Here is a 26,679-nt window from a genome sequence, read left to right as displayed (position 1 = left end):
GATGGCTAATGAAAAGGACTTTTAGTACGCTAATAAGTTTTGGTATTTCATAGTTACTGTTTCTAAAAATAGACACTGACCACTGACCACCTTCTTCAGGTGACCACTGTATTTAAGACTGACCACTGACCACTTTTTTTAAAACTCCAATTTCTTCTTTCTCAATTCGAAATTTTGTCCAAGATATACCCGACGCACCATTTCATCTTCGACTAATTCTTCCGGAATACCTGCTTTCAGTATTCCACCTTCAAACATCAGGTAGGTTTTGTCTGTGATAGCCAGCGTTTCTTGTACATTGTGATCCGTAATCAGAATACCGATATTTTTATTTTTTAGCTGTGCTACAATTCTCTGAATGTCTTCTACGGCAACAGGGTCAACACCTGCGAAAGGTTCGTCTAACAGGATGAATTTTGGGTCGGTGGCCAAACAACGTGCAATTTCAGTGCGACGACGTTCTCCACCGGAAAGTAAATCGCCTCTGTTAGTACGAATGTGTTCCAAACTAAACTCGTCAATTAAGCTTTCCATTTTCGCTTCTTGTTCCACTTTGGATAGTTTAGTCAATTGTAAAACGCTCAGTATATTGTCTTCAATGCTTAATTTTCTAAAAACTGAAGCTTCTTGTGCCAAATATCCAATTCCCTGTTGTGCTCTTTTGTACATCGGGTAGTCAGTGATGTTCAAATCGTCCAAAAATATATTTCCTGAATTGGGTTTTACCAATCCCACAATCATATAGAAAGAAGTTGTTTTTCCTGCACCATTTGGCCCTAAAAGACCTACGATTTCACCTTGATTCACTTCTACCGAAATGCCTTTCACAACACTGCGTCCTTTATAGGTTTTGATTAGATTTTCGGCTCTTAATTTCATATTCTTTGGTTTAATCGTTTAAACGCGTTTATTGTTTATTCGTTCATTCTTGTCAAATAAACGAATAAACAATTAAACGATTAAACTTCTTAACAAATTATTTAGTCGCGGCTTCTTCCAATGCTTCCCAGAATTCATAAGCTCTGCGTAAATGAGGTACAACAATAGTTCCGCCAACAAGTGTTGCGATTCCCATAGCTTCCATCATTTCCTCTTTAGTAACACCTTCTTTATGGCTGGTTTCCAAATGGTATTTTACACAATCATCACAACGTAAAACTGCTGAAGCTACTAATCCCAGTAATTCTTTGGTTTTCACGTCCAAAGCGCCAGCTGCGTATGCATTGGTGTCTAAATTAAAAATACGTTTTACAATTTTATTATTGTCTGCCAATAATTTTTCGTTCATTTTCGAACGGTACTCGTTGAATTCTTCTATTATATCAGCCATTTACTTTTTTTTGATTTTTTACTACTATTTTTGAAATTAAAATACTCGCTTCATAGATTAATAACATCGGAATGGTTACAATGATTTGACTCACTACATCCGGAGGTGTTACAATTGCTGCCACAATCAAGATGATAATTACGGCATATTTCCAGTATTTCCTTAAGAAATCTGGAGTTACTAATCCTAATTTAGTCAGGAAATAGATAATTATTGGTAATTCAAAAAACAATCCGCAAGCAATTACACTTGTTTTTACCAGTCCAATGTAGGAATCAATGCTAAACTGATTTTTTACAACAGCACTGATGGTAAATGTAGCGAAAAAGTTAACAGACATCGGTACAATTACATAGTAGCCAAACAATACGCCCATAAAGAACAGTAATGATGACGAAAAAATAAAAAGTTTCGCATGTTTTTTCTCCGTTTCGTACAAAGCAGGACTGATGAATTTCCAAACTTCCCAGAGAATGAATGGGAATCCAAGAATGAATCCGGCGGTTATACAAGTCCAAATCAAAACATTAATCTGGCCTTCCATATTCGTGTTTTGGATAATAAAAGGCATTTCAGTTACGCAAATGCTTTCGGCAAAACCCAACTGATTGGATAAATCGCAAAAGAAGCGATACGTGATAAAATTAGCATTTGTCGGACCAAAAATAATCACGTCAAAAATATAATCACTTACAAAAAAAGTGATGGTGGCCAAGATTAATATCGCCATCGTGCTTCTAACCAGTAACCATCTTAATTCTTCAAGATGATCTAAAAACGACATTTCGTTTAAGTTTTTTTTCGCCATTATACTATTCCTTCTTTTAAAATATCGTGCAAATGCAATACGCCTCTGTATTCTGTACCATCAATCACTACTAATTGAGTGATGGAAAAATCTTCCATTATATTTAATGCTTCCACCACCATAGCGTCAGAAGTCGTCATTTTTGGGTTTTTTGTCATGATGTCCTTTGCGGTCAAATCGGCAAAAGTGTCTCTGTCACTCAACATTCTTCGAATGTCACCATCAGTGATAATTCCAATTACTTGCTCATTTTCAACTACAGCAGTTACACCAAGACGTTTTTCGGAAATTTCAAAAATAACTTGCTTGATGGATGCATCTGGAGCAACCGTAGGTTTTAGGCTGTGTTCCAACATGTCTTTGACACGCAACAGTAATTTTTTTCCCAATGCGCCTCCGGGATGGTAAACTGCAAAATCTTCGGGTTTGAAATCGCGCATTTCCATCAGGCAAACGGCAAGGGCATCGCCCATTACCAGTTGTGCGGTGGTGCTGTTTGTTGGAGCCAGATTATTAGGACAAGATTCAGCATCGACCGCGGTGTTGAGAACAAAATCAGAACCTTTTGCCAAAAAGGAGTCTATGTTTCCGGTTATTGCAATCAAAGTGTTTCCAAAACGTTTTAAGAGTGGTACCAAGACTTTTATTTCGGGACTGTTGCCACTTTTTGAAATGCAAACAATCACATCCTCGTTTTGAATCATGCCCAAATCGCCGTGAATGGCTTCAGAGGCATGTAAAAAAAGCGAAGGCGTTCCTGTGGAATTAAAAGAAGCTACCATTTTTTGAGCGATAATAGCACTTTTCCCTATTCCGGTTACGACTAATCTTCCGTTAGAATTATAAATTTTTTGTGTCGCTTCAATAAAGTTTTCATCCAGAAAATCAATTAGTTTAGCTATTGATTGGCTCTCCGATAAGATTGTTTTTTTGGCACTGGCCAATATATTTTCTTTAGTCATCAAAACAGAATGATTAAAATTTGTGTGTGTAAAAGAAATTTGTACCTTTAGGTATTGCAAATTTATACAAAATACCACATAATAAAGAATGAATCCAAACGAAATTGACATACACAAAGAATTAAAGAAATATTTTGGCTTTAGCCAATTCAAAGGGTTACAGGAACAAGTCATAAAATGTGTTCTAAATCAAGAAAATACATTTGTGATCATGCCCACAGGCGGAGGAAAATCACTTTGTTATCAGCTGCCTGCTCTAATTAAGGAAGGAACCGCCATCGTAGTTTCGCCCCTTATTGCTTTAATGAAAAATCAGGTGGATGCCATTAGAAGTCTGTCTTCTGAAAATGGTGTCGCTCATGTTTTAAATTCCTCACTGACTAAAACTGAAATTGCCCAAGTTAAAAAAGACATTACTTCCGGACTCACCAAGTTGCTTTATGTAGCGCCTGAGTCTTTGACCAAAGAGGAGTATGTAAATTTCCTGAAAAACGTTACTATATCTTTTGTGGCTATTGATGAAGCCCATTGTATTTCAGAATGGGGACATGATTTTAGACCTGAATACAGAAACTTAAAACACATCATCAAGCAATTGGGCGATGTACCTATTATTGGTTTGACTGCTACGGCGACACCAAAAGTACAGGAAGATATTCTGAAGAACCTAGATATGACCGATGCTAAAACTTTTAAAGCATCATTCAACAGACCCAATTTATATTACGAAGTACGTACTAAAACCAAGAATATCGAATCGGATATTATTCGGTTTATCAAACAACATAAAGGAAAATCAGGCATAATTTATTGCTTGAGCCGTAAAAAAGTCGAGGCTGTTGCCGAAGTTTTGCAAGTAAACGGAATAAGTGCCGTGCCGTATCATGCGGGATTGGATGCTAAAACCCGTGCCAGACATCAGGACATGTTCCTAATGGAAGATGTTGATGTAGTGGTGGCAACTATCGCCTTCGGGATGGGAATTGACAAGCCGGATGTGCGTTTTGTAATTCATCATGATATTCCTAAATCACTGGAAAGTTACTATCAAGAAACGGGTCGTGCCGGTCGTGATGGCGGCGAAGGACACTGTTTGGCTTATTATTCTTATAAAGATGTTGAAAAATTAGAGAAATTCATGTCTGGGAAACCCGTTGCCGAGCAGGAAATTGGATTTGCTTTGTTGCAGGAGGTAGTGGCTTATGCCGAGACTTCGATGTCCAGAAGAAAATTTCTATTGCATTATTTCGGAGAAGAATTTGACGATGTTACCGGCGAAGGAGCCGATATGGATGACAACGTCAGAAATCCTAAAACAAAAATTGAGGCTAAAAATCAAGTAGTGCAATTGTTGCAAGTAGTACGAGATACAAAACATTTATACAAATCAAAAGAGGTTGTTTTTACGTTGATTGGTCGCGTAAATGCGGTAATTAAAGCACACAGAACGGATACACAATCCTTTTTTGGATGTGGTTCAGCTCATGATGAAAAATACTGGATGGCTTTATTGCGACAAGTGCTGGTAGCGGGATATTTATCAAAAGATATTGAAACGTATGGCATCGTAAAAATTACCGATAAAGGATTAGATTTTATAAAGAAACCTGAATCTTTCATGATGTCAGAGGATCATGAATACAACGAAACTGTCGATGAAGCTATTGTAACTGCATCTAAATCCACAGGAGTTGCAGATGAATTGCTGATGGGAATGCTGCGAGATTTACGTAAAAAAGTAGCCAAAAAAGTGGGCGTTCCTCCATTTGTAGTTTTTCAAGATCCATCGCTGGAAGATATGGCTTTGAAATATCCTGTTTCTCAACAAGAATTAATCAATATTCATGGGGTTGGTGAAGGAAAAGCTAAAAAATACGGCAAGGAATTTTTAGAATTAATCAGCCGCTATGTTGCCGAAAATGACATCATTCGTCCGGATGATTTGGTGGTAAAATCTACCGGTGTCAATTCAGTGAATAAACTTTATATTATTCAAAATATTGACAGAAAATTATCGCTCGATGACATTGCTTCCGCCAAAGGGATTAACATGGATGCTCTAATTAAAGAAATGGAACAGATTGTTTATTCCGGAACCAAGCTGAATATCAAATATTGGATTGATGATATGCTTGACGATGATCAGCAAGAAGAAATCCACGATTATTTTATGGAATCTGAATCCGATAATATAGAAAATGCACTTAAAGAATTTGATGGAGATTATGATATAGATGAATTGCGTTTGATGCGCATCAAATTTATCAGCGAAGTGGCAAATTAAAGTTTTTAGTTTTCAGTTTTTAGTCGCAGTTTTTAGGTTTCGTCCTGTCAACTGCGACTGAAAACTATAAACCCTATTCAAACAATTCTCCTCGATGCGGTTTCAAAACATCTCGAACCTGAATCATGTTTTCATCCGTTACAACCATAAAAGCAATAGCTTGCATCTCGTTTTGAATCTCAAATCCAGTGATATTCAATGGTAGTTTTTCAATAGCGATGTATTCTTTTAAATGAATTTCGTGGTGTTCCGCTGTTTTTGCGGAAGCCAGACCACGGAAATCCCAAATCAATTTTATTTTTCTAGACATTTTTTTTCTAAGATTAATTGGATAACGGTTTAATTGTTTTACCTGTTTTAGAGTACAAATTTACAAAGTCTAATTCGAAAATTGGTCAATGTAAAAAATTGAAAATGGATTTTGTTTTCATTTAGAAGAAGTCACTTCAAAATACTACTTTTGTACCTAAATTGTTGGACAGTTTATTAAAGTCTAATAATCTTAAAATCGAATAATCTAACAAAATGCCTCAAGAACTCTTATTACAAGTCTCTCCAGAAATTGCAGCAAACGATTTGTTGTTGAAAAATCATTTATCAAAACAAATTAAGGTTTCTGTAAATGAAATTCAGCATGTTTCTATTTTAAAAAGATCTATAGATGCCCGTCAAAAAGCTATAAAAATCAATCTTAAAGTTGTAATTTATTTAAAAGGAGAACCTTTTCAAGATCAAAAAATACAACTCCCGGATTATGGTAATGTGGCTGGAGCTCAAGAAGTAATTGTTGTTGGTGCCGGACCTGCCGGACTTTTTGCTGCTTTGCAATTGATAGAATTGGGTTTGAAGCCCATAGTTATCGAGCGTGGAAAAGATGTTCGAGGCAGACGTCGAGATTTAAAAGCCATTAATGTGGATCATCTTGTAAATGAAGATTCTAATTATTGTTTTGGCGAAGGCGGAGCAGGAACCTATTCTGATGGGAAATTGTATACCCGTTCTAAAAAAAGAGGCGATGTAACACGAGTTTTGGAATTGTTTGTCGCTTTTGGAGCCTCCGAGGATATCCTGATTGAAGCACATCCACATATTGGAACAAATAAATTGCCCCAAATTATTCAGGACATTCGAGAAAAAATTATTGAATGTGGCGGACAGGTTTTGTTCGAAACCCGACTAACGGATATTTTAATAAAAAATAATGAAGTTCAAGGTATCGTTACTCAAAAAGGAGACACGATCCTTGCCAATAAACTCATTTTGGCCACTGGACATTCGGCGCGTGATATTTTTGAATTATTGGATCTAAAAAAGATTTTTATCGAGGCGAAACCTTTTGCCTTGGGCGTACGGGCGGAGCATCCACAATCTTTGATAGATAGTATTCAATATAGCTGTGATTATCGTGGGGAATTTTTACCTCCAGCTCCGTATTCTATTGTGAAACAAGTAGGAGGAAGAGGAATGTATTCGTTTTGTATGTGTCCCGGAGGTGTGATTGCGCCTTGTGCCACTAGTCCCGGTGAAGTGGTAACCAATGGTTGGTCACCATCTAAAAGAGATCAGGTTACCGCTAATTCCGGAATTGTAATTGAATTGCAACTGGAAGATTTTAAACCTTTTGCGAAATTTGGTGCTTTGGCCGGAATGGAATTCCAAAAAAGTATTGAGCAACGCTCGTGGCATTTGGCAGGCGAAACCCAAAAAGTTCCTGCGCAACGCATGATTGATTTTACACAGAACCGAGTCTCCTCGGATATTCCTAAAACGTCTTATGTTCCCGGAACGACTTCAGTAGAAATGGGGCAGGTTTTTCCCGGATTTTTAACGCAAATATTGCGAGAAGGATTTACTGAATTTGGAAAGTCTATGCGTGGTTATTTGACAAACGAAGCCATACTTCATGCTCCGGAATCAAGAACGTCATCGCCAGTGCGAATCCCGAGAGATCCATTGACATACGAACACGTTCAAATAAAAGGCTTGTATCCGTGCGGAGAAGGTGCGGGTTATGCCGGCGGAATTATATCTGCCGCTATTGATGGCGAAAAATGTGCTTTGATGATTGGTGCGATTTTGAATAAATAGAAATCAAAAAGAGTAATCGATAGTGTGTCTTTAAAAAAAAGTAAAAATTACACAAAGCATGTTTTACTACGTTTTGTAAAATTTAACATTCTTTTAAAAATGTCATTTTTATTCTATCCAAATTTTTATTGTTAAGAATTCTTATTTAAAAATGGTATAATTAAGCTTTTTTTTGTGAAGAAAAGAATAGTATTGTTATCAAGCTTCCTAATATTGTATCGTTAATGATTTTTTTCTACTATATTTGTAAGTGAACGATAAAAATAAAAAAATGTTTGAAAAATTTAAAAAATCTGAAATATTGATTTTGGTATTGGTTATCGCGTTAATTTTTACTTCTGAATATTTTTATATTGTATTAAAAGATCCACAGCGCGCTATTTTTATTGGATTATGGCCTCCAACAATCCTTGGTCTTTTGATATTTTTAAATTTAAAACTTAAAAAATAATATGGAAAATTTAGAATTAATTATCATGACAGGCGTGGTGATTTTATGCTTCGCGGCGTTCTTTATTTCTACTTTTAACGAATTTGAAAAAGTCGAAAAAAAAAATTTAACGAACGAGAATAGCAGGGGTATAATATCCAGATTCTTAGCATACTTGGAAAGTTTAGTATCGGATTAAAGTTATGTAGCAGCATTTTTGTTTCCTTATTCATCATTTCATCCTTCGATTGTAAGTCAATTTTAAGCATAAATGAGTTATAAGAGTCAGGATGCAAGTACGTTTTAACAATAACCATTGTTTAATTTGCAGCCTGTTTCACGCATATCTTCATAGTGAACTTATTTTCTCAGTATTTGAGAATCATAGTTTTTACAAAAAACTCTGATAAGGTAAAGCGGCATTTATTTTAACGAATTGGAATGCTCTTTTAGAAGTCATAGTTACTTTAATGATTCTGAGTTGTTTTCTTTCATTAGAATCCTTTTTAAAGGTAGAAATTATTTTTTTTAAATGAAGAATAACGACATCGTAATCGTGCCATTTCCCTAGCAAATCCGACATCTTATGCTGATCAGGAACTATTTTTTTTTGATTAGGATGCAGGATTTTCTCATTATACTGGTATACTTTTAATTGTTTTCGAAAATCGTGGATTTGTTTCTTTTTGAAATCATTCTTCTGGATTAATCTTTTCATCTCCTTTCTCGCTTTATTTCTGTAGCGATTTACCTTTTTTTTACTTGTTTTCGTGAAAAAACGTATAATTTTACGATATTTCCCCTTCAACTTTTTTATTAAACGCTTATTTGCTGTCGTGAAGAAGTTTTTTATTTCTTTGGTTTCTAGTTTTTTTAATCGATTAGGGTATTTTTTAAGCAAATGAAAATTGGGCTGTTTCTCAATAAGGGTTTGTTCCAATTGAATTTCCCTAATTTTTCCGGCTTTTTTAAAAATAATTCTGAAAGGTTTATAGGCTTTTTGAAGCTTAAATTTCTTGGAACAAAAGGCAATTAATTCAAATAATGCCTTGAGTCTTTTGATTTCCAACCGCAGTTCATGAAAAGTTTCAACTGTATAACAGTCGGGAGCTTTCTCCAAGATTAGGTTTATGGCTTTTTTTCGTTTTTTAAAATATGTTTCCAATGCTTTCATTTAACAGCGCTATAGTTGATCGTGTTTCCATAAATTTATTGCAGTTCGTTTCTTATATGCTGGAAAAAACTATAATTTCGGATAATAAAGTAAATTTACTAAAAAACGGTGTATAATATATTTTAAGTTGCTTTAAATCAGCTATTTATTTTGATATTTATCAAAAACAGAAAAAGCAGGAAATCTTTTTTCGCTTGCTATTTTTTAAAATTTTTTTGTTTGTAGGGATTTATTTTTTAGAATTTATTTCCATATAATCTAAAGTTAAATTAGACATTGCCTTCATTCCTAATACAAAACCGCTCTCGTCAATATAGAAATCAGGAGTATGGTGAGAGGCAGTTTCAGTTGGATTTTTGCCTTTAGGCATTCCGCCAAGGAAAAAGAAAAGACCAGGAATTTTGTCTTGATAGTACGAAAAGTCTTCCGCTCCAGTTGCTGCGGGTGTTAAGACTACATTGTTTTTTCCGGCCACAGCTTCCAGTGTTGGTACCATTTTTTCGGTCAGTGTTGGGTCGTTGTACGTGATCAATGTTTGTTTTGTAATGCTTACTTCAGCAGAGGCTCCCGCACTTTCCGCGATACTGGTAGTTATTTGTTTCACGCGGTTGTGAATCATTTCCTGTACTTTTTTATCCAGTGTACGAATCGTACCGGCCATTTCGAGTTCTTCCGGAATAATATTGCTTCTTACACCAGCGGTCACTTTTCCAACACTTACCACAGCAGCTGATTCCGTTAGATTTACATTGCGACTCACAATAGTTTGCAAACCCAAAATTATTTGAGAAGCCGTAACAATCGGATCCACGGATTGCCATGGACTGGCTCCATGCGATTGTTTTCCTTTTATTTTTATTTTGAACCAGTCGGATGAAGCCATCGCTCCCTTTGGACGGTAATTGATTTTACCAACTTCGGTTTGTGCGCTGATGTGCAAACCAAAAATCACGTCTACTTTTGGGTTTTGAAGGACGCCTTCCTTTACCATTAATGCGGCTCCACCTTCTTCTCCTTCTGGCGCTCCTTCTTCTGCAGGTTGAAATATGAATTTGACAGTACCTTTTAATTCACTTTTGATAGATGCCAGAATTTCAGCAGTTCCCATCAGCATGGCTACGTGCGAATCGTGTCCGCAAGCATGCATGACACCCACTTCCTGACCGTTGTATTCGCCCATTGATTTTGAAGCAAAAGGAATATTTACTCTTTCCTTAACCGGTAAGGCATCCATGTCGGCCCGAAGAGCGACTACAGGACCAGGTTTTCCTCCTTTTAATATCCCCACCACGCCTGTTTTTGCCACTCCGGTTTGAACTTCGATGCCCAAAGAACGTAAATGCGTAGCTATTTTTTCAGAAGTTTTAAATTCTCTATTTCCTAATTCCGGGTTTTGGTGAAAGTCTCTGCGCCAAGAAATAACTTTGGATTCTAAAGAAGCAGCCTTTTGAGCAACGGTAGCTTTTAATGCGGTATTTTGCGATGAGACAAAAATGGAGTACGTAAATAAGCAAGTAAAAAAAATAATTTTTTTCATTAGTTGTGGTGTAAGTTTTGGGTCATGATTAGCGTCTATTTCAATTGAAATGTGGTCTGTTACGGTATTAAACAAGCTCAGGTGAAAACAAATATAGCAAAATTATTTTGCCTTGCAGCAATTTTAAATACTGGCGTAAAATATCTTTCGTTGAGTAGGATATAAAAAAAAAACGCCTTGTTTGTGACAACAAGGCGGTAGCTTACTAATTTATTTTTGCTTTTTCAATCGGCTTTTAAAAAGCTTTTCGAATTTCTCCATTTTAGGTTGAATTACCATTTGACAATAGGGTTGATTTTTATTGTTGGCATAATAATTTTGATGGTAATCTTCTGCTTTGTAAAATTTGTTGAGTGGTTCTACAGTTGTTACTATTGGACTATCATAAATCTTAGCTTTTTTCATTGCATTGATTATCGTTTGCGCTGATTTTTTTTGTGCTTCATTTTTGTAAAAAATGGCTGAACGGTATTGAGTTCCGACGTCCGCTCCTTGACGGTTTAATGTGGTTGGATCATGCACCGTAAAAAAGACTTTAAAAATTTCATCCAGATTTGTTACATTTTTGTCGTAGGTGATTTTTACGACTTCGGCATAACCCGATTTTCCGGTCGACACATCTTCATAGGTAGGATTCGCATTTTTGCCCCCTGCATATCCTGAGATTGCCGATTGTACTCCAATAAGATTCTCATAAACAGCCTCAACACACCAGTAACAACCTCCAGCTAAAGTGATGGTTTCAAGATTGGATTGCTTCGGTGTTTGACTTTGCGCAAACAAACTGCTTGTTGCTAAAATGAACAGTAAAAATAGTTTTTTCATGTTATTTAGTATCAGGGATAAAGTCAAGTGCGATAGAATTCATACAGTATCTTTTTCCGGTTGGTTCTGGTCCGTCATCAAATAGATGCCCTAAATGACCATCACATCTTCCGCATAGTGCTTCGATTCTTTCCATTCCAAGAGAGTTATCGGTTTTATAAACCACACTGGTTTTATTGTCTTGTTCGAAGAAACTTGGCCAGCCACAATTGCTTGAAAATTTGGCGCCGGAACGAAATAATTTGTTGCCACAGGCCGCACAATAATAGGTTCCTTTGTCATCTGTGTTCCAATATTTTCCTGTAAAAGGTCGTTCCGTATCCGCATTACGGGTGACTTCATACACATCTTCGGGTAAAACTTTTTTCCATTCGGCATCACTTACGTTAAGTTTTGTCGTATCTGTATTGGAGTAATACGGATTTCCGGGTTTGTTTATAGTGTTTTCCATTGCAATAGTTTTTTTGATAATTCCTTGTTTTTTTGTTTTTTGCGCACAGGCTGTAAACATGAATAATGGGATGAGAAATAATGCGCTTAGCACTTGATTTTTTGTTTTCATTTTAATTTTTTTTATCACAAATGTAATTGACTTTCAGATTTTAAAGTGTCAGCTACTTTGTAAGTGGATTTTCTTTTTATTGTATTCTAACTTATTTACATTTACGAAAAAATGACACTTTTAGTTTTAAAATTTCAAAGTATGATAAGCAGTAAATTAGGCTTGTATTTTAGTTGATATAAAATTAGAATATTGGCGTATTCAACACTCGTTAAACTTTTCATAATTTCAAAAACGTCACAGATACCCGTTCTTTTTTTGTATTTTTGACTTTATAATAAAACCACATGTTAGAAGAAAACGTAATATTAGTTAACGAAAAAGATGAGCAGATAGGATTGATGCCTAAGCTTGAGGCACATCAAAAAGCGGTCTTGCATCGTGCTTTTTCAGTTTTTGTTTTAAACAGTAAAAATGAAATTATGCTGCAGCAGCGTGCGCATCAAAAATACCATTCACCTTTGCTGTGGACCAATACCTGTTGCAGCCATCAACGTGAGGGAGAATCAAATATTCAGGCAGGAAGCCGACGATTGTTTGAAGAAATGGGTTTTAAAACTGAACTCAAAGAACTTTTTCATTTTATTTACAAAGCACCTTTTGATAACGGTTTGACGGAGCATGAACTCGATCATGTGATGATTGGCTATTATAACGAAGCACCGTTGATCAATCCGGAGGAAGTGGAAAACTGGAAATGGATGAAAATTGAAGATGTGAAAACAGATATGGAACTTCAGCCTGCTTTGTATACGGTGTGGTTCAAAATAATTTTCGACGAGTTTTATCACTTTCTGGAAGAGCATAAAAGCCCTTCGTCGGCAAATGCTCCAGTTAATAATCTTTAATTCATACTATTTTATGAAAGTTACCATTTCGAGAAAAGCCCATTTCAATGCGGCTCATAGATTACACAGAAAAGATTGGACTTTTGAACAAAATGATGCTGTTTTTGGAAAGTGCAATAATCCTAATTTTCACGGACATAACTATGATTTGACAGTGAGCGTTACCGGTAAGATTGATCCTGAAACAGGATATGTCATGGATGTAAAATTTTTAAGTGATATTATTAAAGAGGAAGTTGAGAATCAGTTCGATCATAAAAACCTGAATCTGGATGTTCCTGAATTTGAACATTTGAATCCAACAGCCGAAAATATTGTGGTAGTCATTTGGAATAAAATCAGAAAAAGAATTAAAGCGGAATTTGAATTGGAAGTGGTGCTTTATGAAACGCCTCGTAATTTTGTAACCTACAAGGGAGAATGAAAGAACTGAAAGTAGGGGACACCATTCCTCGTTTTACCGCAAAAGATACCGATGGAAATGATTTTGACAGTGCAAATGCAGTAGGCCAAAAACCGCTTGTTATTTATTTTTATCCAAAAGATAATACACCGGGTTGCACTGCCCAAGCCTGCAGTTTTAGGGATCAATATGAAGATTTTAAAGATTTGGGAGCTGAAGTGATTGGCATTAGCAGTGATAGCGTCGCTTCCCATCAAAAATTCAGCAAACAATTTAAGTTGCCTTTTATTCTTTTGTCGGATTCGGATAAAAAAATCAGGAAACTCTTTGGCGTCCCTGCCGGAATGTTTGGGTTATTACCGGGAAGAGTGACCTACGTAACCGACAAAAATGGAGTCATACAAATGATTTTTGACAGTGTATTGGCAACAAAGCATATTTCAAAAGCCCTTGAAACCATTAAAAAAATAGTATCATAGAGTAACAAAGTAGAATAAGCTATTTTTTTTATTTGTTCCTTGTTTTGTAATCTGTAGTGAATTTGCTTTAATTATTGAAGTAAATGTGTCAATAGTCATATAAAAAAATATTGGTTTTGTACATTTGACTTTCAAAAAAAAACCCAGCCTGATATGAAATTTTATCCATTACAATTTGAACCCATTTTTAAAGAAAGAATCTGGGGTGGTGAAAAACTAAAAACAGTACTTAATAAGCCAATTACTACTAATAACACTGGCGAAAGTTGGGAATTGTCTACAGTTGAAGGTGACGTAAGTGTTGTGGTCAACGGAGAATGGAAAGGAAAATCATTGACGGCAATTATTAATGAGTTTCCCGATGAAATAGTAGGAACGGAAGTTCATGCCAGATTCGGAAAACAATTCCCATTGCTTTTTAAGTATTTGGATGCCAGCGAGGATTTGTCCATTCAAGTGCATCCTAACGATGCTTTAGCCAAAAAAAGGCATAATTCTTTTGGTAAAACTGAAATGTGGTATGTCATGCAAGCGGATAATGACGCCAAAATTATTGTAGGGTTCAAGGAAGATTCGGATGCGGCGGAATATTTAGAAAATCTTAAAAACAAAACATTACTTTCTATTCTCGATACAGTAAAAGTACAAGTGGGGGATGTTTTCTTTTTAGAAACGGGGACGGTTCACGCTATAGGAGCTGGATTGGTGGTTGCCGAAATTCAACAAACTTCAGATATTACCTATCGTATCTATGATTTTGATCGAGTGGATATTAATGGAAATACAAGGGAATTGCATGTCGATTTAGCGATGGATGCCATCAATTATAATAAAGTACAAACCAAAAAAGAGTATACGAAGAATGTAAATGAGTCAAACGAAATTGTTGACTGTCCTTATTTTACAACTAATTTTATTCCATTGGACGGAGAAATTTCGGTTTATAAATCCGGGGAAAGCTTTACGGTTTACATGTGCGTGGAAGGATCTTTCGAAATAGAAAACAACAATTCAAAACTGCACTACATAAAAGGAGACACTGTTTTGATTCCAGCAGCTATGAAGGAATTTATTCTCAATGGAAAAGCTTCAATTTTAGAAATTTACATTTCATAGTCGGTAATAGAAAGATTATGTGTACTTTTGCAGACGCAAATTAAAATTCAAATTTTAAAAAAATAAAAATGGCAAACGTTAAAAATTTAAAAAAAGACATCAACTACGTTTTAGGAGATATTATTGAAGCAGTTTACTTATTCGAAATTTCTACTACAGGAAAACCAACAACAGAAACTAATGCTTTAATTGATGAAGCTATCGCTGCTTTTGACACTTTGATCACTAAAGTGAACGTTAAAAAAGTAGAAGATAAAAAGGCACACTTCAAACAAATCAATGTTGAATTGGAACAAACTGCTAATCAATTGATTGCTAAAATCAACGAATTGTAGTTAAAGAAAACGCAAAAAAAGTTTGAATTTGTTTTGGAAAATAGAAATTCAGACTTATATTTGCACCCGTAATGAGTCGCCAGCGTAGCTCAGTTGGCTAGAGCAGCTGATTTGTAATCAGCAGGTCGTGGGTTCGAGTCCCTCCGCCGGCTCTTTAATAAAACCATCCCGTCAGAAGCGGGATGGTTTTTTGTTTTTGGTAAAAATGAGAAATGAGTTCTACTTTTATTGAATGTCCTAATTTTTTGGTTAAATTTGAAATCTAACCTTTAACCAAATATATTATGGAAGAGCATTCAGTTGTTGAAAGTTTCGATTTGAAACTAAGTGAGTCTGCAAAAGACTTTTTGAAGGAAACCGCAAAGTGGGCCTATTTTTTATCCATTTTGGGTTTCATAGGAATAGGCTTTATTATTTTTGCGGCATTATTTGCCGGGACACTTTTCTCAAGCATGAGCAAGATGAATCCTGCAATGGGAGCCATGGGATCTTCTTTGGGAATCGTAATGGCTTTTGTTTACTTTTTGATTGCGGTGCTATATTTCTTTCCGGTATATTACCTGAATAAGTTTGCCTCAAATACTAAAAGAGCATTCAAAAATAATAACTCCGAAACCTTGACTACTTCTTTAGAATATCTAAAATCGCATTATAAGTATATAGGAATTATGACTTTGGTTGTTTTCGCTCTTTATTTTTTAATATTTATCGGGATGATTATTGCAGGAATGTCATTTAATAATGCTTAATTAACTGTATCTTCTTAATGATGCCAAATGTTTTTTATTCGAATATTGAAAACATTTGTATGATAAACCAAAAAACCATCTTGTTTGTATCAAGATGGTTTTTGCTATTTTGTTGTAAAAGGAATCGTTTATTTTTGATTTTTAACTGTGGTAATATATTCCGTTAGTTTTTTACCGTACAGTGATTTTGCTACTTTTGGAGACATTGCTTTTTGAATTGTATCCAAGTATTTTACATTGATGTCATAAATCTCCGATAAGGCAATATAAGGTGATACCTCGAATTTTCTGTTATTTAATGCAAAATTAGTAGCAAATAAATATTTTCTTTTGATATTAGAATCTTGTTTTGCACCCAGACTGTCAACAGCTTTAGTGTTTTGACTTTTGATTGCATTGAATTTTTTTTCAATCAGCGAAAGATTCTCATTTGTAAAACGGGAATTAATTTTTTTATACTCTTCGTATATTTCCTGATTTTTTGATCCGGTAATTTTGGCGTCAGATAAATAATGGTCTAAAGTGGTTTCGATAGTGATGTTACCCGGTTCAGCAAAAAAAGGCAGGTTGTTGTCTAAAGAATTGCTCACGCCTCGATCCAAGAATAAATAAAGCATCTCTGGTGATTTGAGATCAAGATCGCTTTTGAAAGCAGCACTCCCATCAATATTGATTGTGTCAATGGCTACCAATGTTGTATCAACGATTCTTTGAATGTACAAGGTCCCTTTTTTTAATCCTTTAATATTTCCGGTAATGTGTACATTGCCTTTAGATTCATTCTGGCTGCAGGCGGATAACAATAGGAATGCAACGAATGCAATAATAATTTTTTTCATGTGTAGTTAAAATTTGTTTTGGATAAGGAATTGCTATTCTTGTTGTAATTTGATTGGAACGATTGCGATTTAATTGGCGTTTCTATTTTGGCGCAAAATAAAGAAAATTGTTGGAAAGATTTTGGTAACGCATCCAAATTTTACAAAAAAAATCCCAATCTAATTTCTAAATTGGGATTTCTTAAAATTATTGTAGAAGTTATGCTTTGAACCAAGCTTCTTTCAACGCTTTTTTTGTCGCATCAGTTGCTCTAAGGCCTTCTTTTTCTTCATAAGGAAATTTTACTTGTCCTTTGATGATTTGTTCTTTGCCGTCACGTTTTATTTTAATTGCGATAGCATCATTTTCTTTCCAGTTTTGACTTTCCATAATCATTTCATAAATGTTGTCTAATGAATACGGTTTGTCATTTATGGATACTAAAATATCACCTCCTTTTAAACCCAAATTAGTGTAAAAAGCGTTTAACTCCATATTTGGAATTACAAAGATTTCTTTTGTTTGTTGGTTTACGGTAATGTATGGCGTTTGCCCTTTCAGAAATACATTTCCAGGAACTTTTTCAACAGATTTTGTAACACCAACTTTAGCCAGATATACATCGTAAGGAATTGGGGTTGTACCAGAAACATAAGTAGTCAAAAAATCGCCCACTTCAGGATATGTAAATGACGTTATTTTAGCAAAAAGTTCATTGTCATTAAATGGTTTTGATACACCATATTCATTGGATAATTTTTGCATCAAATCAAGAATTCCTCTTTCGCCCTTACTTTTTTCTCTGATGATGATATCCAAACACATTCCAATCAATGCTCCTTTTTCATATACGTTCAAGTATTGAGCTTTGTAAGGTTCTGTCAACACATTTGCACTCATTGTAGTGAAAGGCATCGTGTCATTCATCGCATTTGCATGTTCAATTTTTTCAGACATACGCGTATAAAACTCCTCTTCGGTAATTAATCCTTGATTAATCTGAAAAAGATTGGCGAAATATTCCGTCACACCTTCATACATCCATAAATGTTCTGACATTTTGGGAGTATTGTAATCAAAATACTGAATCTCTTTAGAATGAATCGTTAAAGGAGTTACGATATGGAAAAATTCATGTGAAACGACATCTTTCATTGATTTAACCAATTCGGATTTAGGCATCATTTCCGGTAAAACAACTGTCGTAGCTGTAGGATGTTCTAAAGCTCCAAATCCTTTTGCGTCAGTAGGCGTCATGCTTGATAAATACAGTAAAACAGTGTATTTTTTAGTAGCATTAATTTTTCCTAAAAAAGTTTTCTGAGCGATCATCATTGTTTTCATCTCCGGAGTGATGCTTTCGGCAGTTACTTTTCCGGTAGGAGAATACACGCCAATCAAGATTTCCATGCCATCTACTGTGAAAGTAGTGTAATCTGGTTTAGCATACATAACTGGATTTTCAACCAATTCAGCGTAACGCATCGTTTTAAAAACATCATTGGTCGCACTTGCATCCAAGTCGGTCATTGAAGTCGCACCCCAAAGCATTTCGGGATGTGAGATGCTTACGGTGTAGGCGAAATCTTTTTTGTCTTGAAAATATCCCACAAAACCATGCATGTTTAGCATAAAGTTTTTACCAGCATCTATATTTGTTCCAGCAGGAGAGAAAATATCATTTTGACCAAAACCGCCGCCTTTTTCAGTATCGAATGTATCGTTTACCAAATAAGTGATTTTTACCAATGATTTCGCATTCTTGATATTCCAAGTGTTGTCATCGGTTTTTGTCGTGGCAAGTAGGTTTCCTTTGCTGTCAAAAGCTTTGAAATCTTCGATATATTTTCCGTAATCATCTACTGAATAGGTTCCGGGAATAATTTTAGGAACGCTGTACGTCACTTCTTCAGTATTAATTTTAGGCGATGTAATAGCGACCATAACCTTGTCATCTTTTACATCGATCAAATTAATGGCAACGTTTACTTGTTCTTTTTTAATAGCAACAACAGCCGGGTTTGCAGTTTTACAGCTCCAAAGAATCGAAGCAAATGCCAGTGAATAAAGTATTCTTTTCATTTTGTTTGTTTTATTTGTTGTTGTTAGTCTTCTCAGTTGTACAATTGTTACAGCTTAAAGTGATTTTACAAATGTTGTTATGGTGCTTGTTAATTTTGTAGCAATTGGTATATCAGGATTAGAATAGGATTTCATGTTTTCAGCGTCATCTCCGTTAATAACTTTAAAAATATGATTCATATTTTCGATCAAAACGAGTTCAGCCTCGGGCTTTGCTTTTTTTAACAGTTCCGCTTCTGAAACAGCTACTTGTAAATCTTTGGTTCCGTTTATTACTAATACCGGCATTTGTAATTTTGCAATTTCAATTTGTGGGTTGTATTGTATCCATGAAATCATGTAGGACTGAATACTTTCTCTAAAAATGGAAGCTAACATCGGATTTTTTAATTCAAAAGTTTTTCCACTTTTAAGGATATCGAGATTTTTTTGTGTTTCTTCTTTTAGAAAAGGCGCTTGTTTCGTAATCTGATCTACTAAAACGGCGTCAATAGTTCTTCCCGCTCCTGCCAATGAGATAAAAGCGTCTGCTTTTTCATTCGCGGCAATCATTCCTATTAAGGAACCTTCGCTGTGCCCTGCAATTATTATTTTGTTGTATTTTTTTTTATTTTTAAAAAATAACAAAACGGATGTCGCATCGGTAATGAAATCATCAAAAGTTAGCGCTGCCTCATTCACGGTTTTACTTTTCATTTGAGCAATGATTCTTTTATCATAGCTAAAAACAGCAATATCATTTTTTGCTAATGCTTCGGATACGTATTTTAAAGAGTTATTGGTTAGCCCTTTTTGATTGCCATCTCTATCTGTAGGTCCTGAACCAGCAATAAGTATCACAAGGTTGGTTTTCTTATTTTGTTTTAAAGGCGAATACAGCGAACCATTTATCAATGGATTTACAGCAATTTCTTCTTTATTAAAAGATTGAACTACAGTTTCTGTTTGGGAATAACTTAGTATTGAAAAAAACACCATCAATAGGAATAATAATTTCTTCATTTTATTTTTCATTTAATAAGTTCATTATCATTGCAGGATTTTCAACTTCAATGATTAGTTTGTTATAATAGGAATCTTTGAGTTCGACAATAATTGCATTTTTTTTATTGCAAACATCCCAAAAATTACGTTTTCCTTTCTTTATGTAAGTTCCAGCAGTAATTACCCATGGTAATTGGGTACCTGGCATTTTCCAACCAATCCAAAAAGTAAACTCATCATTGCTTTGATACGCTCTGATGATTTTATTTTTAGGTACTCTAATCTTATTTTCTAAAGCCCAAAATTTGTGACTTCCAAGAATGTTAAAGATAAATTCGTTGTCTTCTGATGTAATTGCAACCATTATTGAGTGGGAAAAAAGTTAATTGTTTAAAAACAAAAACTCCCGGATATCAGGAGTTTCATTCTTTAATCTAATTTATTTTTTATATAGTATTTACCATCCAGATCTTCATCAAAATTATCAATCTTAACGGGTTTTGGTTTTGGTTTGTTGGCAGTTGCTTTCTTTTTCCACATTTCGAATTTTTCTGCGGGCATCTTCTTTTTCATGATCTCAAGAATCTCTTTTTCTGCTAGACCATATTCTTTTTTTATGACTTCAAAAGGATTTTTTTCTTCTAAAGCCATTGTAACAAGTTTTTCTGTTTGCTCCCAGTTCAATTCTTTTCGGTTACTCTTTTTCATCACGTGAAAATTAATTCAAATAAGTTGTTAATGATTAATAAATTTCATTTCTAATTTGATATCAATATTAAGAAAAAAAATAATTAGATTTTCTCAATTGGACATTTTTTTTATTCTTTTTACTTGTTTTCTTTTAAAGCGGCTTTTTTAAAGGGTATTTTTAATAAATTTTTTAATTCATTGTGTTCCTCAGGATTCAAATGTGTATCGATACCGTAAATGATATCTTCCTTAGGCAGCGTCATGAAAGTCCCGAAAAGCCTGTCCCAAACTGAAAAAATATTTCCGTAATTACTATCCGTATAAGGTAAAACATAATGGTGGTGAACTTTGTGCATGTCCGGAGAAACGATAAAATAACTTAAAAAAGTATCAACCTTTTTAGGAAGAGAAATATTTGCGTGATTGAATTGCGTAGCCACAACGGATAACGTTTGGTACAGAAAAACCAGCCACATGGGACTTCCTATAATTAAAACACCGATTGCCGTAAATGCGAAGCGAATTATACTTTCTCCCGGATGATGCCTGTTCGCTGTTGTGGTGTCAATCCAAGTATCTGTGTGGTGGATTAAATGGAAACGCCATAAAAATTTGGTTTTATGTTCCACTAAATGTACTAGATAGGCACCAATCAAATCCAATAAAAGCAATCCGACTAAAGCGTAAAGCCACAATGACATTTCAGGAAGCCATTGTAATATTCCAAAATTATTGGCAATAGTCCAATCAGCTGCTTTCAATAAAATAAAAGCTAGACAAAAGTTGACAAGAATAGTCGTGAACGTCATGAAAATGTTAATACCCGCATGATGCCATTTTTTGTACGTGAAATTAAATAACGGAAAAGCATTTTCTATTAACCAAAAAAAAGTGATTCCGCCCACCAGAATTAAGCTTCGGTGTGACGAAGGAATCGTAGAAAAATAAGTAACAATAGCATCCATGATTTAAGTATTTATTCCAAATCTAATAAATTTTTTAGAAAATATCTATTTGATTACCCGAAAAGTAGCATTTATTCTGGGACCAATGGATTTTGCGGTTTTTGGAATTTGATGTTTCCAGAAATGTTGTGTGGTTCCTTTCATCAGAAGTAAACTTCCATGTTCCAGAACGATGCTTTTTTTCTGGTCTTTGTCCAAATTATGTTTCAGCTGAAACGTGCGTTCTACGCCAAAACTTAACGAAGCAATTACAGGATTTATCCCTAATTCTTTTTCGTTATCGGCATGCCAGCCGTTGCTGTCCTTTCCGTCGCGATACTGATTGAGTAAAACAGTTGTAAAAATTGTATCCGAAACTTTTTCGATTTCCGTTTTCAGCTTTTGCAAAAGCAAATTCCAAGGATGCGGCTCCATGGTTATATTCGAATAGGAATAGGGTTTTCCTTCGTTTCCAAACAAAGCCGTCAAGCGCGGCTGCGGATGAATTTTTCCATACACCCGAATTTCATCGTGTTGCCAAGGGACATCTTTTATTAATTCTGCAAAAATAAGATCGGCTTGCTCTTTGTCAAAAAACTGAGGATAATAAATAATATCAGCGTCCGGCAAGTCAAGAAAGATGTGGTTTGATAAGGATTCGAAAAGTGATTTCACAGCTTTATGTGTATTGGTAGGCCCAAAAAATGAGAACTAATTGTAAAGGCATTCGCAAAAGCAAAACCCATTTAGGCAAACCCATTCTTGCTTTTTCATCGAAATACATATACAAATGAGTTGGGAAAACTGCGATTAATAAAGCGATTACTCCCCATGCAGCGTAGCTTGAAAGTACAGGAATGCACAATGCAATTCCCAAAATTATTTCCGCTAGACCGCTTATGTAGTTTAATAATTTTGGATTCGGGAAATAAAGCGGAATGATTTTCAGGTACAATCTCGGATTTCTGAAATGGTTTAATCCTGCAATAAAGTAAACGAAAGCCATCACATATATATGCCAAGGTAAATTCATAATAAAGTTATTTGATACGAATTTATAAAATTTTTAATGAAATAAATACAAATGTTTTTAAATAGAAATTAAGTCGTTTTCTTAAAATTCACGTTCATAATCACAATTGCCACGATGATTAAAATAATTCCAATCCATTGGATTAAACTCACGTTTTCACTCAAAAGAAAGTATGCCATCAGTACTGAAACCGGAAGTTCCAGTGCAGATACAATGCTTCCCAGACCAATTCCGGTAAGAGGGAAACCAGCATTGAACAACAAAGGTGGAATTATAGTTCCAAAAAGCGCCAGTATTATTCCCCATTTCATGAAAATCTCAAAATTGAAAGGAGTAGTTTGTGTTGCTAATGCAAATCCGGTTACGATAAAAGCACCACCGAGGAGCATGTATAAACTACGTTGCGCTGAGGAAACGTGCGTTGCCAGACGATTAGCGGTAAACATGGTTGTGGTAAAGGAAGCGGCGGCCATAAGTCCTAAAACGATTCCGCGCCAGTCTAATTCTGCTTTGCTTTGTATAAGATTTGTGGCAAGTGCCGTTCCAACTAAAATTATAATTACCGAGATGATTTTTTGAGTGGAAGGTCTTTTCTTTTCTAAAATCATTTCGAATAAAACCCCCATCCAAACGGTTTGCATCAGTAAAACGATAGCAATAGAAACGGGAATGTATTTGACCGCCAAATAATAAAAAATACTCGTCATTCCGAGGGAAGTTCCCGCCAGCATTAGTTGAGTAATGTTTTTCTTGGAGGCTTTTATAACGTCATCTCCTTTTTTAGCTTTTTGGAACATGTTGATAAGCAGCATTCCCAATATTCCATACCCAAATTGTGCAATGGTTACTTCGGGAGTAGTAAAACCTTCTCCATACGCTATTTTTACTAAAGTTGCCAGCATTCCATAACTCGTTGCGCCAAGACCTACCAGAAAAACTCCTTTTAGTACATTATTCTTTATCATTTTTTTTCAATTTTAAAAAGCGGGCAAAGATAAGGTTTAGTTCCTTTTATGAGTTATAAACTAGAAGTTAATATTTAAGACTTTAATTCTGTTATGAATATTAGTCGCAAGGAGGGGATTTAAATTAAATCTATTGGATTCTCAGGTGAATGCTGGGTTTATTTTAATCCGTTGCGTACAAATCAGGTTTTTTTAACACATAGAAACATAGTTTTTATACATTTCTACCAAGACATTACACTTAATTGCAGTAAATCATAGCATTGTGAACCCAAGAATTGGGCTATACCAATCTTTTTTCTATGTTTTTATGTGTTTATTTTTTATATTTTTTCAAATTAAAATAATTGTTCCAACGAGTTATTTTACTTCTTGATCTGCTAAATCGCTTAAATGCAATCGCAATGCGTTAACGGAAATACTGATTTCCCAAAACGATAATAATAATGATATTAATAGTGCTAATAAACTTAGTCCGAAAAGGTAAATTCCAGCCGTTTGTTGTTCCAAGAATAATAGCAGCATTGCAAAAACAGATAAAAATAGACTTAAAACTCCAGCCATTTGCATGTTGCGAATCAAAGTTAAGCGTAAATTCAGATTTTTAATTTCCAATAAAATCACATCATTTTGTTTTTCCTTATACGTTTTTTTTAAACTTCTTACGATTGTGGCGATAGTCAAAAATCGATTGGTATACGCCAATAAAATCAGCGAGGTTGCACCAAAAAGTAAGGCAGGAGTTTCTATTTGTAAAATCATTTTTAATTTAGTTTTGAATTGTAATTTAAAACGAATTACAAAGTTCGTTATTCTGTATTAAAATCGATCTTGTAGTCTTATGAAAAATAACAATTTTCTAAAATCAGTTCGTTTTTTGGTAACGTTTAGAAGCTTAGTACTACTAAAAGAGTAACACAAATAGAAACGATGAAGAAGAATTATTTATTGAGTATGTTTTTTTTAGGAGCAATATTCACACTCTCAGCTCAAGAAGAACCCAAAAAAGCAGTAGAACTGAATGAAGTTGCAATTGTAAAAACTAAAAAAGCAATTGAACAGAAAGCGGATAGAACTATATTTGATTTTTCCGGTCAGCCCAGTTTAAATTCCGGATCGGTATTAGAAGGGATCAAAAAATTACCTGGACTTATCGCTTCAGATGTTGCCGGGATGATGTATCAAGGCAAACAGTTGGATGTTTTTATGGACGGAAGACCGCTTAATATCACCTCAAATGAATTAAATTCTTTTCTGGAAGGAATGCCTGCGAATGCAATTGAAAAAATTGAAATCATCACACAACCAGGGGCAGAGTTTCCTGCGACTTCGGGCGGTGCGATCATGAATATCATCACCAATAAAAACGCTAAAAATTATTTAAGCGCCACATATACGAATAGTACTAATTTTACTAGTTACGACCATTTGAGATGGAGAATCAATAATAGTTTGTTGTTAAGTGCTAAGAATAAATATTTTGGATGGCAATTGAATGTTGGACAAAATTATAGAGAATCTGCCGTGTGGACTTCACTGACTACAAAAGAAAACAGTACGACTTCGATCCTTTCCAATACTGAAGCAGATCGCTTCGGCCGTACTAATTTTGCGAAATCCGCACTGACGTTTGATATTGGCAACGACCGTTTGTTATTTAATTACGATGTAAACTACAGCAATAATAATAGCAATACATTAGGTAATGGTCCCGGTTTCATTACCAATGATGATTCCTTTACAGATGCTTTACGTCAGGATTTTGTTGTTACTTTCCAAAAAAAGTTTGAGGATAAATCTAAAAAATTAGACTTCAAATTTAATTACAACAGTAATCAAAATGATTTCACACTGAATTCAAGAACAAATAACATTGCCATATTAGATAATGCTTCAACACAGCGGTTGTACAATGCTAAATTTGATTATTCGCAACCTATTGCATTTTCTGATGAAGGGAAAATCAGCTTTGGAGGTTTGTATGAAGCGCTTCTTTTTGAAGCCCAAAACATGCAAATTGTCAATCTGGATTATCAACGAAAAACAGCATCAGCTTATGGAGAGCTACAATCAAAATTTGACAAGTTCAATTTTATTGTGGGAGGTAGAGCCGAGGATTACAATATTACCGGAAAAACCAATACCGCCAATTTAATTCCATTTAAACAATTCCGTTTTTTTCCAAATGCCAGCGCTCAATATAATTTTAGTAATTCGGTTTATTTTAACGTGAATTACAACAAAAAAATAAGTTTGCCAAGCACTTCTGCTCTAAATCCAAACAACACTAATTATCAAAATCCAAATATAGAGTACTCTGGAAATCCTAATTTGCAACCTACTATTTTTGATAATTATGAAGCAAAATTAAGTGCTTTTGATTACGCTTTTATCGGTTATAACGTAAGTTCAGCTCAAAATCAGGTAATCAACAGAGTGTTGCTTACAGATAATGTTGTGGTAAATACAAATATAAATGTTCCTCAAATTAAAATTCACAATTTTAATGTGGGAATGCCTATTCCATATATGTTGTTTACAGAAGGACTTAAAGAAACCATGAAAATGAATATTAATCCGGATAAAATGAACTTTTTGTATGTGTACACAGCGTATCAGTTTCATCAAATTCCTGAAATTAAGACCAATGGTTTCTGGATGTTTAATTTGATGTCTCAAATTTTGTTGCCAAAAGACATCAAGTTTGTAGCTAACTTTAATTACATCATGTCGAAGGGGAATTATTTTTATTTCATAGCAGAGAAGCCTTTTAACAATACGCTTGATTTAACGTTTTCTAAAAAGTTTTTTAAAGACCAGTTGTCAGTTTCCATAAGTGCAGACGATATCCTTAATTCCAACCGATTTGTATTTAGTTCTGTTGGCACTCCTTTGTTATTAGCGAATAAAAATGATACGCGTCGTTTTGGGTTCAGTGTAAATTATAAAATTCCAACCAAAAACAAATTGGCAAAAGAAGATCCTAATTTATTAAATAAAGAGAAAAAAGAAGAGGGGGGAAATATCTTGAATCAATAAAGATATTGTTTTTAATCTTGGACAATTTTAAACCATAAAAAACCTGCAAGTTTACGCTTGCAGGTTTTTTATGGTTTAAAATTTTATCAAAACTTCTTTTACGTTAGCCGTTAAAACTTCCTTTTAACAGATATTATTATGTTTTTGCTAATTTTATTGTATCGGCTATTAGTCTATTTAACGTACAAAGCAA

The 26,679-nt window shown here is 34.7% G+C and carries 29 protein-coding genes and 1 tRNA gene; 11 read left to right on the top strand and 19 right to left on the bottom strand.

Annotation, left to right across the window (positions count from 1 at the left end; translation table 11 throughout):
* Positions 1–138: 138 nt before the first annotated feature.
* The 4 genes from lptB to ACP7AT_RS13790 form a co-directional block, all read right to left on the bottom strand.
* Positions 139–879 carry an LPS export ABC transporter ATP-binding protein gene (gene lptB / locus ACP7AT_RS13805; protein WP_426064956.1) on the bottom strand — a complete coding sequence of 247 codons (741 nt, stop codon included), beginning with the start codon at positions 877–879 and terminating at the stop codon, positions 139–141.
* A gap of 97 nt (positions 880–976) precedes the next feature.
* Positions 977–1,330: a carboxymuconolactone decarboxylase family protein gene (locus ACP7AT_RS13800; RefSeq protein ID WP_091205817.1), complete on the bottom strand. Its 354-nt coding sequence runs from the start codon at positions 1,328–1,330 to the stop codon at positions 977–979.
* Positions 1,323–2,138 (bottom strand): twin-arginine translocase subunit TatC, encoded by an 816-nt coding sequence (gene tatC / locus ACP7AT_RS13795; protein WP_426064955.1) that lies wholly within the window; start codon positions 2,136–2,138, stop codon positions 1,323–1,325. The genes ACP7AT_RS13800 and tatC overlap by 8 nt, the downstream gene beginning before the upstream one ends.
* Positions 2,138–3,103: a KpsF/GutQ family sugar-phosphate isomerase gene (locus ACP7AT_RS13790; protein ID WP_426064953.1), complete on the bottom strand. Its 966-nt coding sequence runs from the start codon at positions 3,101–3,103 to the stop codon at positions 2,138–2,140. Before ACP7AT_RS13790 ends, tatC begins: the two co-directional genes overlap by 1 nt.
* A gap of 85 nt (positions 3,104–3,188) precedes the next feature.
* Between ACP7AT_RS13790 and recQ the strand changes: the two genes are divergently transcribed.
* The gene (gene recQ, locus ACP7AT_RS13785) at positions 3,189–5,384 is read left to right on the top strand and encodes a DNA helicase RecQ (protein ID WP_426064952.1); all 2,196 of its coding nucleotides are present in this window, start codon (positions 3,189–3,191) and stop codon (positions 5,382–5,384) included.
* A 73-nt stretch (positions 5,385–5,457) separates the two neighbouring features.
* Here the strand turns inward: recQ and ACP7AT_RS13780 are convergent, their stop codons facing one another.
* Entirely contained in the window at positions 5,458–5,694 is a 237-nt protein-coding gene (locus ACP7AT_RS13780) for a hypothetical protein (protein ID WP_426064951.1), read from the bottom strand.
* Between the two features lie 215 nt (positions 5,695–5,909).
* Here ACP7AT_RS13780 and ACP7AT_RS13775 point away from each other — a divergent pair, with 215 nt between their 5' ends.
* Positions 5,910–7,472, top strand: coding sequence for an NAD(P)/FAD-dependent oxidoreductase (locus ACP7AT_RS13775; protein WP_426064950.1), 1,563 nt, complete (start codon positions 5,910–5,912; stop codon positions 7,470–7,472).
* A 271-nt stretch (positions 7,473–7,743) separates the two neighbouring features.
* The gene (locus ACP7AT_RS13770; protein ID WP_091205832.1) at positions 7,744–7,923 is read left to right on the top strand and encodes a hypothetical protein; all 180 of its coding nucleotides are present in this window, start codon (positions 7,744–7,746) and stop codon (positions 7,921–7,923) included.
* Between the two features lie 370 nt (positions 7,924–8,293).
* On the opposite strand, the gene ACP7AT_RS13765 is transcribed toward ACP7AT_RS13770, so the two are convergent.
* The 4 genes from ACP7AT_RS13765 to msrB all read right to left on the bottom strand — a co-directional run bounded on the left by ACP7AT_RS13765 (position 8,294) and on the right by msrB (position 12,000).
* Positions 8,294–9,076 (bottom strand): CHAD domain-containing protein, encoded by a 783-nt coding sequence (locus ACP7AT_RS13765; protein ID WP_426064949.1) that lies wholly within the window; start codon positions 9,074–9,076, stop codon positions 8,294–8,296.
* Between the two features lie 229 nt (positions 9,077–9,305).
* Positions 9,306–10,613, bottom strand: a complete 1,308-nt coding sequence (locus ACP7AT_RS13760) for an amidohydrolase (RefSeq protein WP_426064948.1) — start codon at positions 10,611–10,613, stop codon at positions 9,306–9,308.
* 210 nt (positions 10,614–10,823) lie between these two features.
* A complete protein-coding gene (gene msrA / locus ACP7AT_RS13755) occupies positions 10,824–11,438 on the bottom strand; it encodes a peptide-methionine (S)-S-oxide reductase MsrA (protein ID WP_426064947.1) in 615 nt (204 codons plus the stop codon).
* A 1-nt stretch (position 11,439) separates the two neighbouring features.
* Positions 11,440–12,000 carry a peptide-methionine (R)-S-oxide reductase MsrB gene (msrB, locus tag ACP7AT_RS13750; protein ID WP_426064946.1) on the bottom strand — a complete coding sequence of 187 codons (561 nt, stop codon included), beginning with the start codon at positions 11,998–12,000 and terminating at the stop codon, positions 11,440–11,442.
* 287 nt (positions 12,001–12,287) lie between these two features.
* Between msrB and idi the strand changes: the two genes are divergently transcribed.
* From idi to ACP7AT_RS13715, 7 genes are all read left to right on the top strand, one after another.
* Positions 12,288–12,848, top strand: a complete 561-nt coding sequence (gene idi / locus ACP7AT_RS13745) for an isopentenyl-diphosphate Delta-isomerase (RefSeq protein WP_426064945.1) — start codon at positions 12,288–12,290, stop codon at positions 12,846–12,848.
* A 13-nt stretch (positions 12,849–12,861) separates the two neighbouring features.
* Positions 12,862–13,272: a 6-pyruvoyl trahydropterin synthase family protein gene (locus ACP7AT_RS13740; RefSeq protein ID WP_426064944.1), complete on the top strand. Its 411-nt coding sequence runs from the start codon at positions 12,862–12,864 to the stop codon at positions 13,270–13,272.
* On the top strand, positions 13,269–13,730 hold the full coding sequence (locus tag ACP7AT_RS13735; RefSeq protein WP_426064942.1) for a peroxiredoxin: 462 nt from the start codon (positions 13,269–13,271) through the stop codon (positions 13,728–13,730). The genes ACP7AT_RS13740 and ACP7AT_RS13735 overlap by 4 nt, the downstream gene beginning before the upstream one ends.
* Before the next feature lie 153 nt (positions 13,731–13,883).
* The gene (locus tag ACP7AT_RS13730; RefSeq protein WP_426064941.1) at positions 13,884–14,846 is read left to right on the top strand and encodes a type I phosphomannose isomerase catalytic subunit; all 963 of its coding nucleotides are present in this window, start codon (positions 13,884–13,886) and stop codon (positions 14,844–14,846) included.
* A 68-nt stretch (positions 14,847–14,914) separates the two neighbouring features.
* Positions 14,915–15,181, top strand: coding sequence for a hypothetical protein (locus ACP7AT_RS13725; RefSeq protein ID WP_091205856.1), 267 nt, complete (start codon positions 14,915–14,917; stop codon positions 15,179–15,181).
* Positions 15,182–15,259: 78 nt separating this feature from the next.
* Positions 15,260–15,333 (top strand) — tRNA-Thr (locus ACP7AT_RS13720).
* 132 nt (positions 15,334–15,465) lie between these two features.
* The gene (locus tag ACP7AT_RS13715) at positions 15,466–15,930 is read left to right on the top strand and encodes a hypothetical protein (RefSeq protein WP_426064939.1); all 465 of its coding nucleotides are present in this window, start codon (positions 15,466–15,468) and stop codon (positions 15,928–15,930) included.
* A gap of 128 nt (positions 15,931–16,058) precedes the next feature.
* On the opposite strand, the gene ACP7AT_RS13710 is transcribed toward ACP7AT_RS13715, so the two are convergent.
* The 10 genes from ACP7AT_RS13710 to ACP7AT_RS13665 form a co-directional block, all read right to left on the bottom strand.
* Entirely contained in the window at positions 16,059–16,769 is a 711-nt protein-coding gene (locus tag ACP7AT_RS13710; RefSeq protein ID WP_426064937.1) for a DUF4369 domain-containing protein, read from the bottom strand.
* A 199-nt stretch (positions 16,770–16,968) separates the two neighbouring features.
* Positions 16,969–18,831 (bottom strand): peptidase M61, encoded by a 1,863-nt coding sequence (locus ACP7AT_RS13705; protein ID WP_426064936.1) that lies wholly within the window; start codon positions 18,829–18,831, stop codon positions 16,969–16,971.
* Positions 18,832–18,885: 54 nt separating this feature from the next.
* Complete coding sequence (locus ACP7AT_RS13700; protein WP_426064935.1) at positions 18,886–19,833, bottom strand: alpha/beta hydrolase; 948 nt, start codon at positions 19,831–19,833, stop codon at positions 18,886–18,888.
* 1 nt (position 19,834) lies between these two features.
* Positions 19,835–20,179, bottom strand: coding sequence for a hypothetical protein (locus ACP7AT_RS13695; RefSeq protein ID WP_426064934.1), 345 nt, complete (start codon positions 20,177–20,179; stop codon positions 19,835–19,837).
* A gap of 65 nt (positions 20,180–20,244) precedes the next feature.
* The gene (locus ACP7AT_RS13690; RefSeq protein WP_426064933.1) at positions 20,245–20,523 is read right to left on the bottom strand and encodes a DUF2805 domain-containing protein; all 279 of its coding nucleotides are present in this window, start codon (positions 20,521–20,523) and stop codon (positions 20,245–20,247) included.
* A 119-nt stretch (positions 20,524–20,642) separates the two neighbouring features.
* On the bottom strand, positions 20,643–21,470 hold the full coding sequence (locus ACP7AT_RS13685) for a sterol desaturase family protein (protein ID WP_426064932.1): 828 nt from the start codon (positions 21,468–21,470) through the stop codon (positions 20,643–20,645).
* 45 nt (positions 21,471–21,515) lie between these two features.
* On the bottom strand, positions 21,516–22,124 hold the full coding sequence (locus tag ACP7AT_RS13680) for an alpha-ketoglutarate-dependent dioxygenase AlkB family protein (protein ID WP_244281793.1): 609 nt from the start codon (positions 22,122–22,124) through the stop codon (positions 21,516–21,518).
* A 4-nt stretch (positions 22,125–22,128) separates the two neighbouring features.
* Positions 22,129–22,482, bottom strand: a complete 354-nt coding sequence (locus ACP7AT_RS13675) for a DoxX family protein (protein WP_426064931.1) — start codon at positions 22,480–22,482, stop codon at positions 22,129–22,131.
* Positions 22,483–22,550: 68 nt separating this feature from the next.
* The gene (locus ACP7AT_RS13670; protein ID WP_426064930.1) at positions 22,551–23,447 is read right to left on the bottom strand and encodes a DMT family transporter; all 897 of its coding nucleotides are present in this window, start codon (positions 23,445–23,447) and stop codon (positions 22,551–22,553) included.
* Positions 23,448–23,807: 360 nt separating this feature from the next.
* A complete protein-coding gene (locus ACP7AT_RS13665) occupies positions 23,808–24,209 on the bottom strand; it encodes a DUF2721 domain-containing protein (RefSeq protein ID WP_426064929.1) in 402 nt (133 codons plus the stop codon).
* A 168-nt stretch (positions 24,210–24,377) separates the two neighbouring features.
* Here ACP7AT_RS13665 and ACP7AT_RS13660 point away from each other — a divergent pair, with 168 nt between their 5' ends.
* Positions 24,378–26,486 carry a TonB-dependent receptor domain-containing protein gene (locus ACP7AT_RS13660; protein ID WP_426064928.1) on the top strand — a complete coding sequence of 703 codons (2,109 nt, stop codon included), beginning with the start codon at positions 24,378–24,380 and terminating at the stop codon, positions 26,484–26,486.
* Positions 26,487–26,679 lie beyond the last annotated feature (193 nt).

Source organism: Flavobacterium sp. DSP2-3-1, from assembly GCF_049896865.1.
Taxonomy (GTDB): domain Bacteria; phylum Bacteroidota; class Bacteroidia; order Flavobacteriales; family Flavobacteriaceae; genus Flavobacterium.
Note: the sequence above shows the minus strand (reverse complement) of the source record. Positions and strands in the feature narration are given on the sequence as shown.

Excerpts from the sequence above, each read along its gene's own strand:
- ACP7AT_RS13770 (WP_091205832.1), top strand. The coding sequence starts at position 7,744 with ATGTTTGAAAAATTTAAAAAATCTGAAATATTGATTTTGGTATTGGTT.
- ACP7AT_RS13715 (WP_426064939.1), top strand. The coding sequence starts at position 15,466 with ATGGAAGAGCATTCAGTTGTTGAAAGTTTCGATTTGAAACTAAGTGAG.
- ACP7AT_RS13690 (WP_426064933.1), bottom strand. The coding sequence starts at position 20,523 with ATGAAAAAGAGTAACCGAAAAGAATTGAACTGGGAGCAAACAGAAAAA.
- ACP7AT_RS13670 (WP_426064930.1), bottom strand. The coding sequence starts at position 23,447 with ATGATAAAGAATAATGTACTAAAAGGAGTTTTTCTGGTAGGTCTTGGC.
- recQ (WP_426064952.1), top strand. The coding sequence starts at position 3,189 with ATGAATCCAAACGAAATTGACATACACAAAGAATTAAAGAAATATTTT.
- ACP7AT_RS13725 (WP_091205856.1), top strand. The coding sequence starts at position 14,915 with ATGGCAAACGTTAAAAATTTAAAAAAAGACATCAACTACGTTTTAGGA.
- idi (WP_426064945.1), top strand. The coding sequence starts at position 12,288 with ATGTTAGAAGAAAACGTAATATTAGTTAACGAAAAAGATGAGCAGATA.
- ACP7AT_RS13735 (WP_426064942.1), top strand. The coding sequence starts at position 13,269 with ATGAAAGAACTGAAAGTAGGGGACACCATTCCTCGTTTTACCGCAAAA.
- lptB (WP_426064956.1), bottom strand. The coding sequence starts at position 879 with ATGAAATTAAGAGCCGAAAATCTAATCAAAACCTATAAAGGACGCAGT.
- ACP7AT_RS13730 (WP_426064941.1), top strand. The coding sequence starts at position 13,884 with ATGAAATTTTATCCATTACAATTTGAACCCATTTTTAAAGAAAGAATC.
- tatC (WP_426064955.1), bottom strand. The coding sequence starts at position 2,138 with ATGGCGAAAAAAAACTTAAACGAAATGTCGTTTTTAGATCATCTTGAA.
- ACP7AT_RS13800 (WP_091205817.1), bottom strand. The coding sequence starts at position 1,330 with ATGGCTGATATAATAGAAGAATTCAACGAGTACCGTTCGAAAATGAAC.
- ACP7AT_RS13775 (WP_426064950.1), top strand. The coding sequence starts at position 5,910 with ATGCCTCAAGAACTCTTATTACAAGTCTCTCCAGAAATTGCAGCAAAC.
- ACP7AT_RS13765 (WP_426064949.1), bottom strand. The coding sequence starts at position 9,076 with ATGAAAGCATTGGAAACATATTTTAAAAAACGAAAAAAAGCCATAAAC.
- ACP7AT_RS13665 (WP_426064929.1), bottom strand. The coding sequence starts at position 24,209 with ATGATTTTACAAATAGAAACTCCTGCCTTACTTTTTGGTGCAACCTCG.
- msrA (WP_426064947.1), bottom strand. The coding sequence starts at position 11,438 with ATGAAAAAACTATTTTTACTGTTCATTTTAGCAACAAGCAGTTTGTTT.
- msrB (WP_426064946.1), bottom strand. The coding sequence starts at position 12,000 with ATGAAAACAAAAAATCAAGTGCTAAGCGCATTATTTCTCATCCCATTA.
- ACP7AT_RS13740 (WP_426064944.1), top strand. The coding sequence starts at position 12,862 with ATGAAAGTTACCATTTCGAGAAAAGCCCATTTCAATGCGGCTCATAGA.
- ACP7AT_RS13660 (WP_426064928.1), top strand. The coding sequence starts at position 24,378 with ATGAAGAAGAATTATTTATTGAGTATGTTTTTTTTAGGAGCAATATTC.
- ACP7AT_RS13780 (WP_426064951.1), bottom strand. The coding sequence starts at position 5,694 with ATGTCTAGAAAAATAAAATTGATTTGGGATTTCCGTGGTCTGGCTTCC.
- ACP7AT_RS13695 (WP_426064934.1), bottom strand. The coding sequence starts at position 20,179 with ATGGTTGCAATTACATCAGAAGACAACGAATTTATCTTTAACATTCTT.
- ACP7AT_RS13675 (WP_426064931.1), bottom strand. The coding sequence starts at position 22,482 with ATGAATTTACCTTGGCATATATATGTGATGGCTTTCGTTTACTTTATT.
- ACP7AT_RS13705 (WP_426064936.1), bottom strand. The coding sequence starts at position 18,831 with ATGAAAAGAATACTTTATTCACTGGCATTTGCTTCGATTCTTTGGAGC.
- ACP7AT_RS13700 (WP_426064935.1), bottom strand. The coding sequence starts at position 19,833 with ATGAAGAAATTATTATTCCTATTGATGGTGTTTTTTTCAATACTAAGT.
- ACP7AT_RS13760 (WP_426064948.1), bottom strand. The coding sequence starts at position 10,613 with ATGAAAAAAATTATTTTTTTTACTTGCTTATTTACGTACTCCATTTTT.
- ACP7AT_RS13710 (WP_426064937.1), bottom strand. The coding sequence starts at position 16,769 with ATGAAAAAAATTATTATTGCATTCGTTGCATTCCTATTGTTATCCGCC.
- ACP7AT_RS13685 (WP_426064932.1), bottom strand. The coding sequence starts at position 21,470 with ATGGATGCTATTGTTACTTATTTTTCTACGATTCCTTCGTCACACCGA.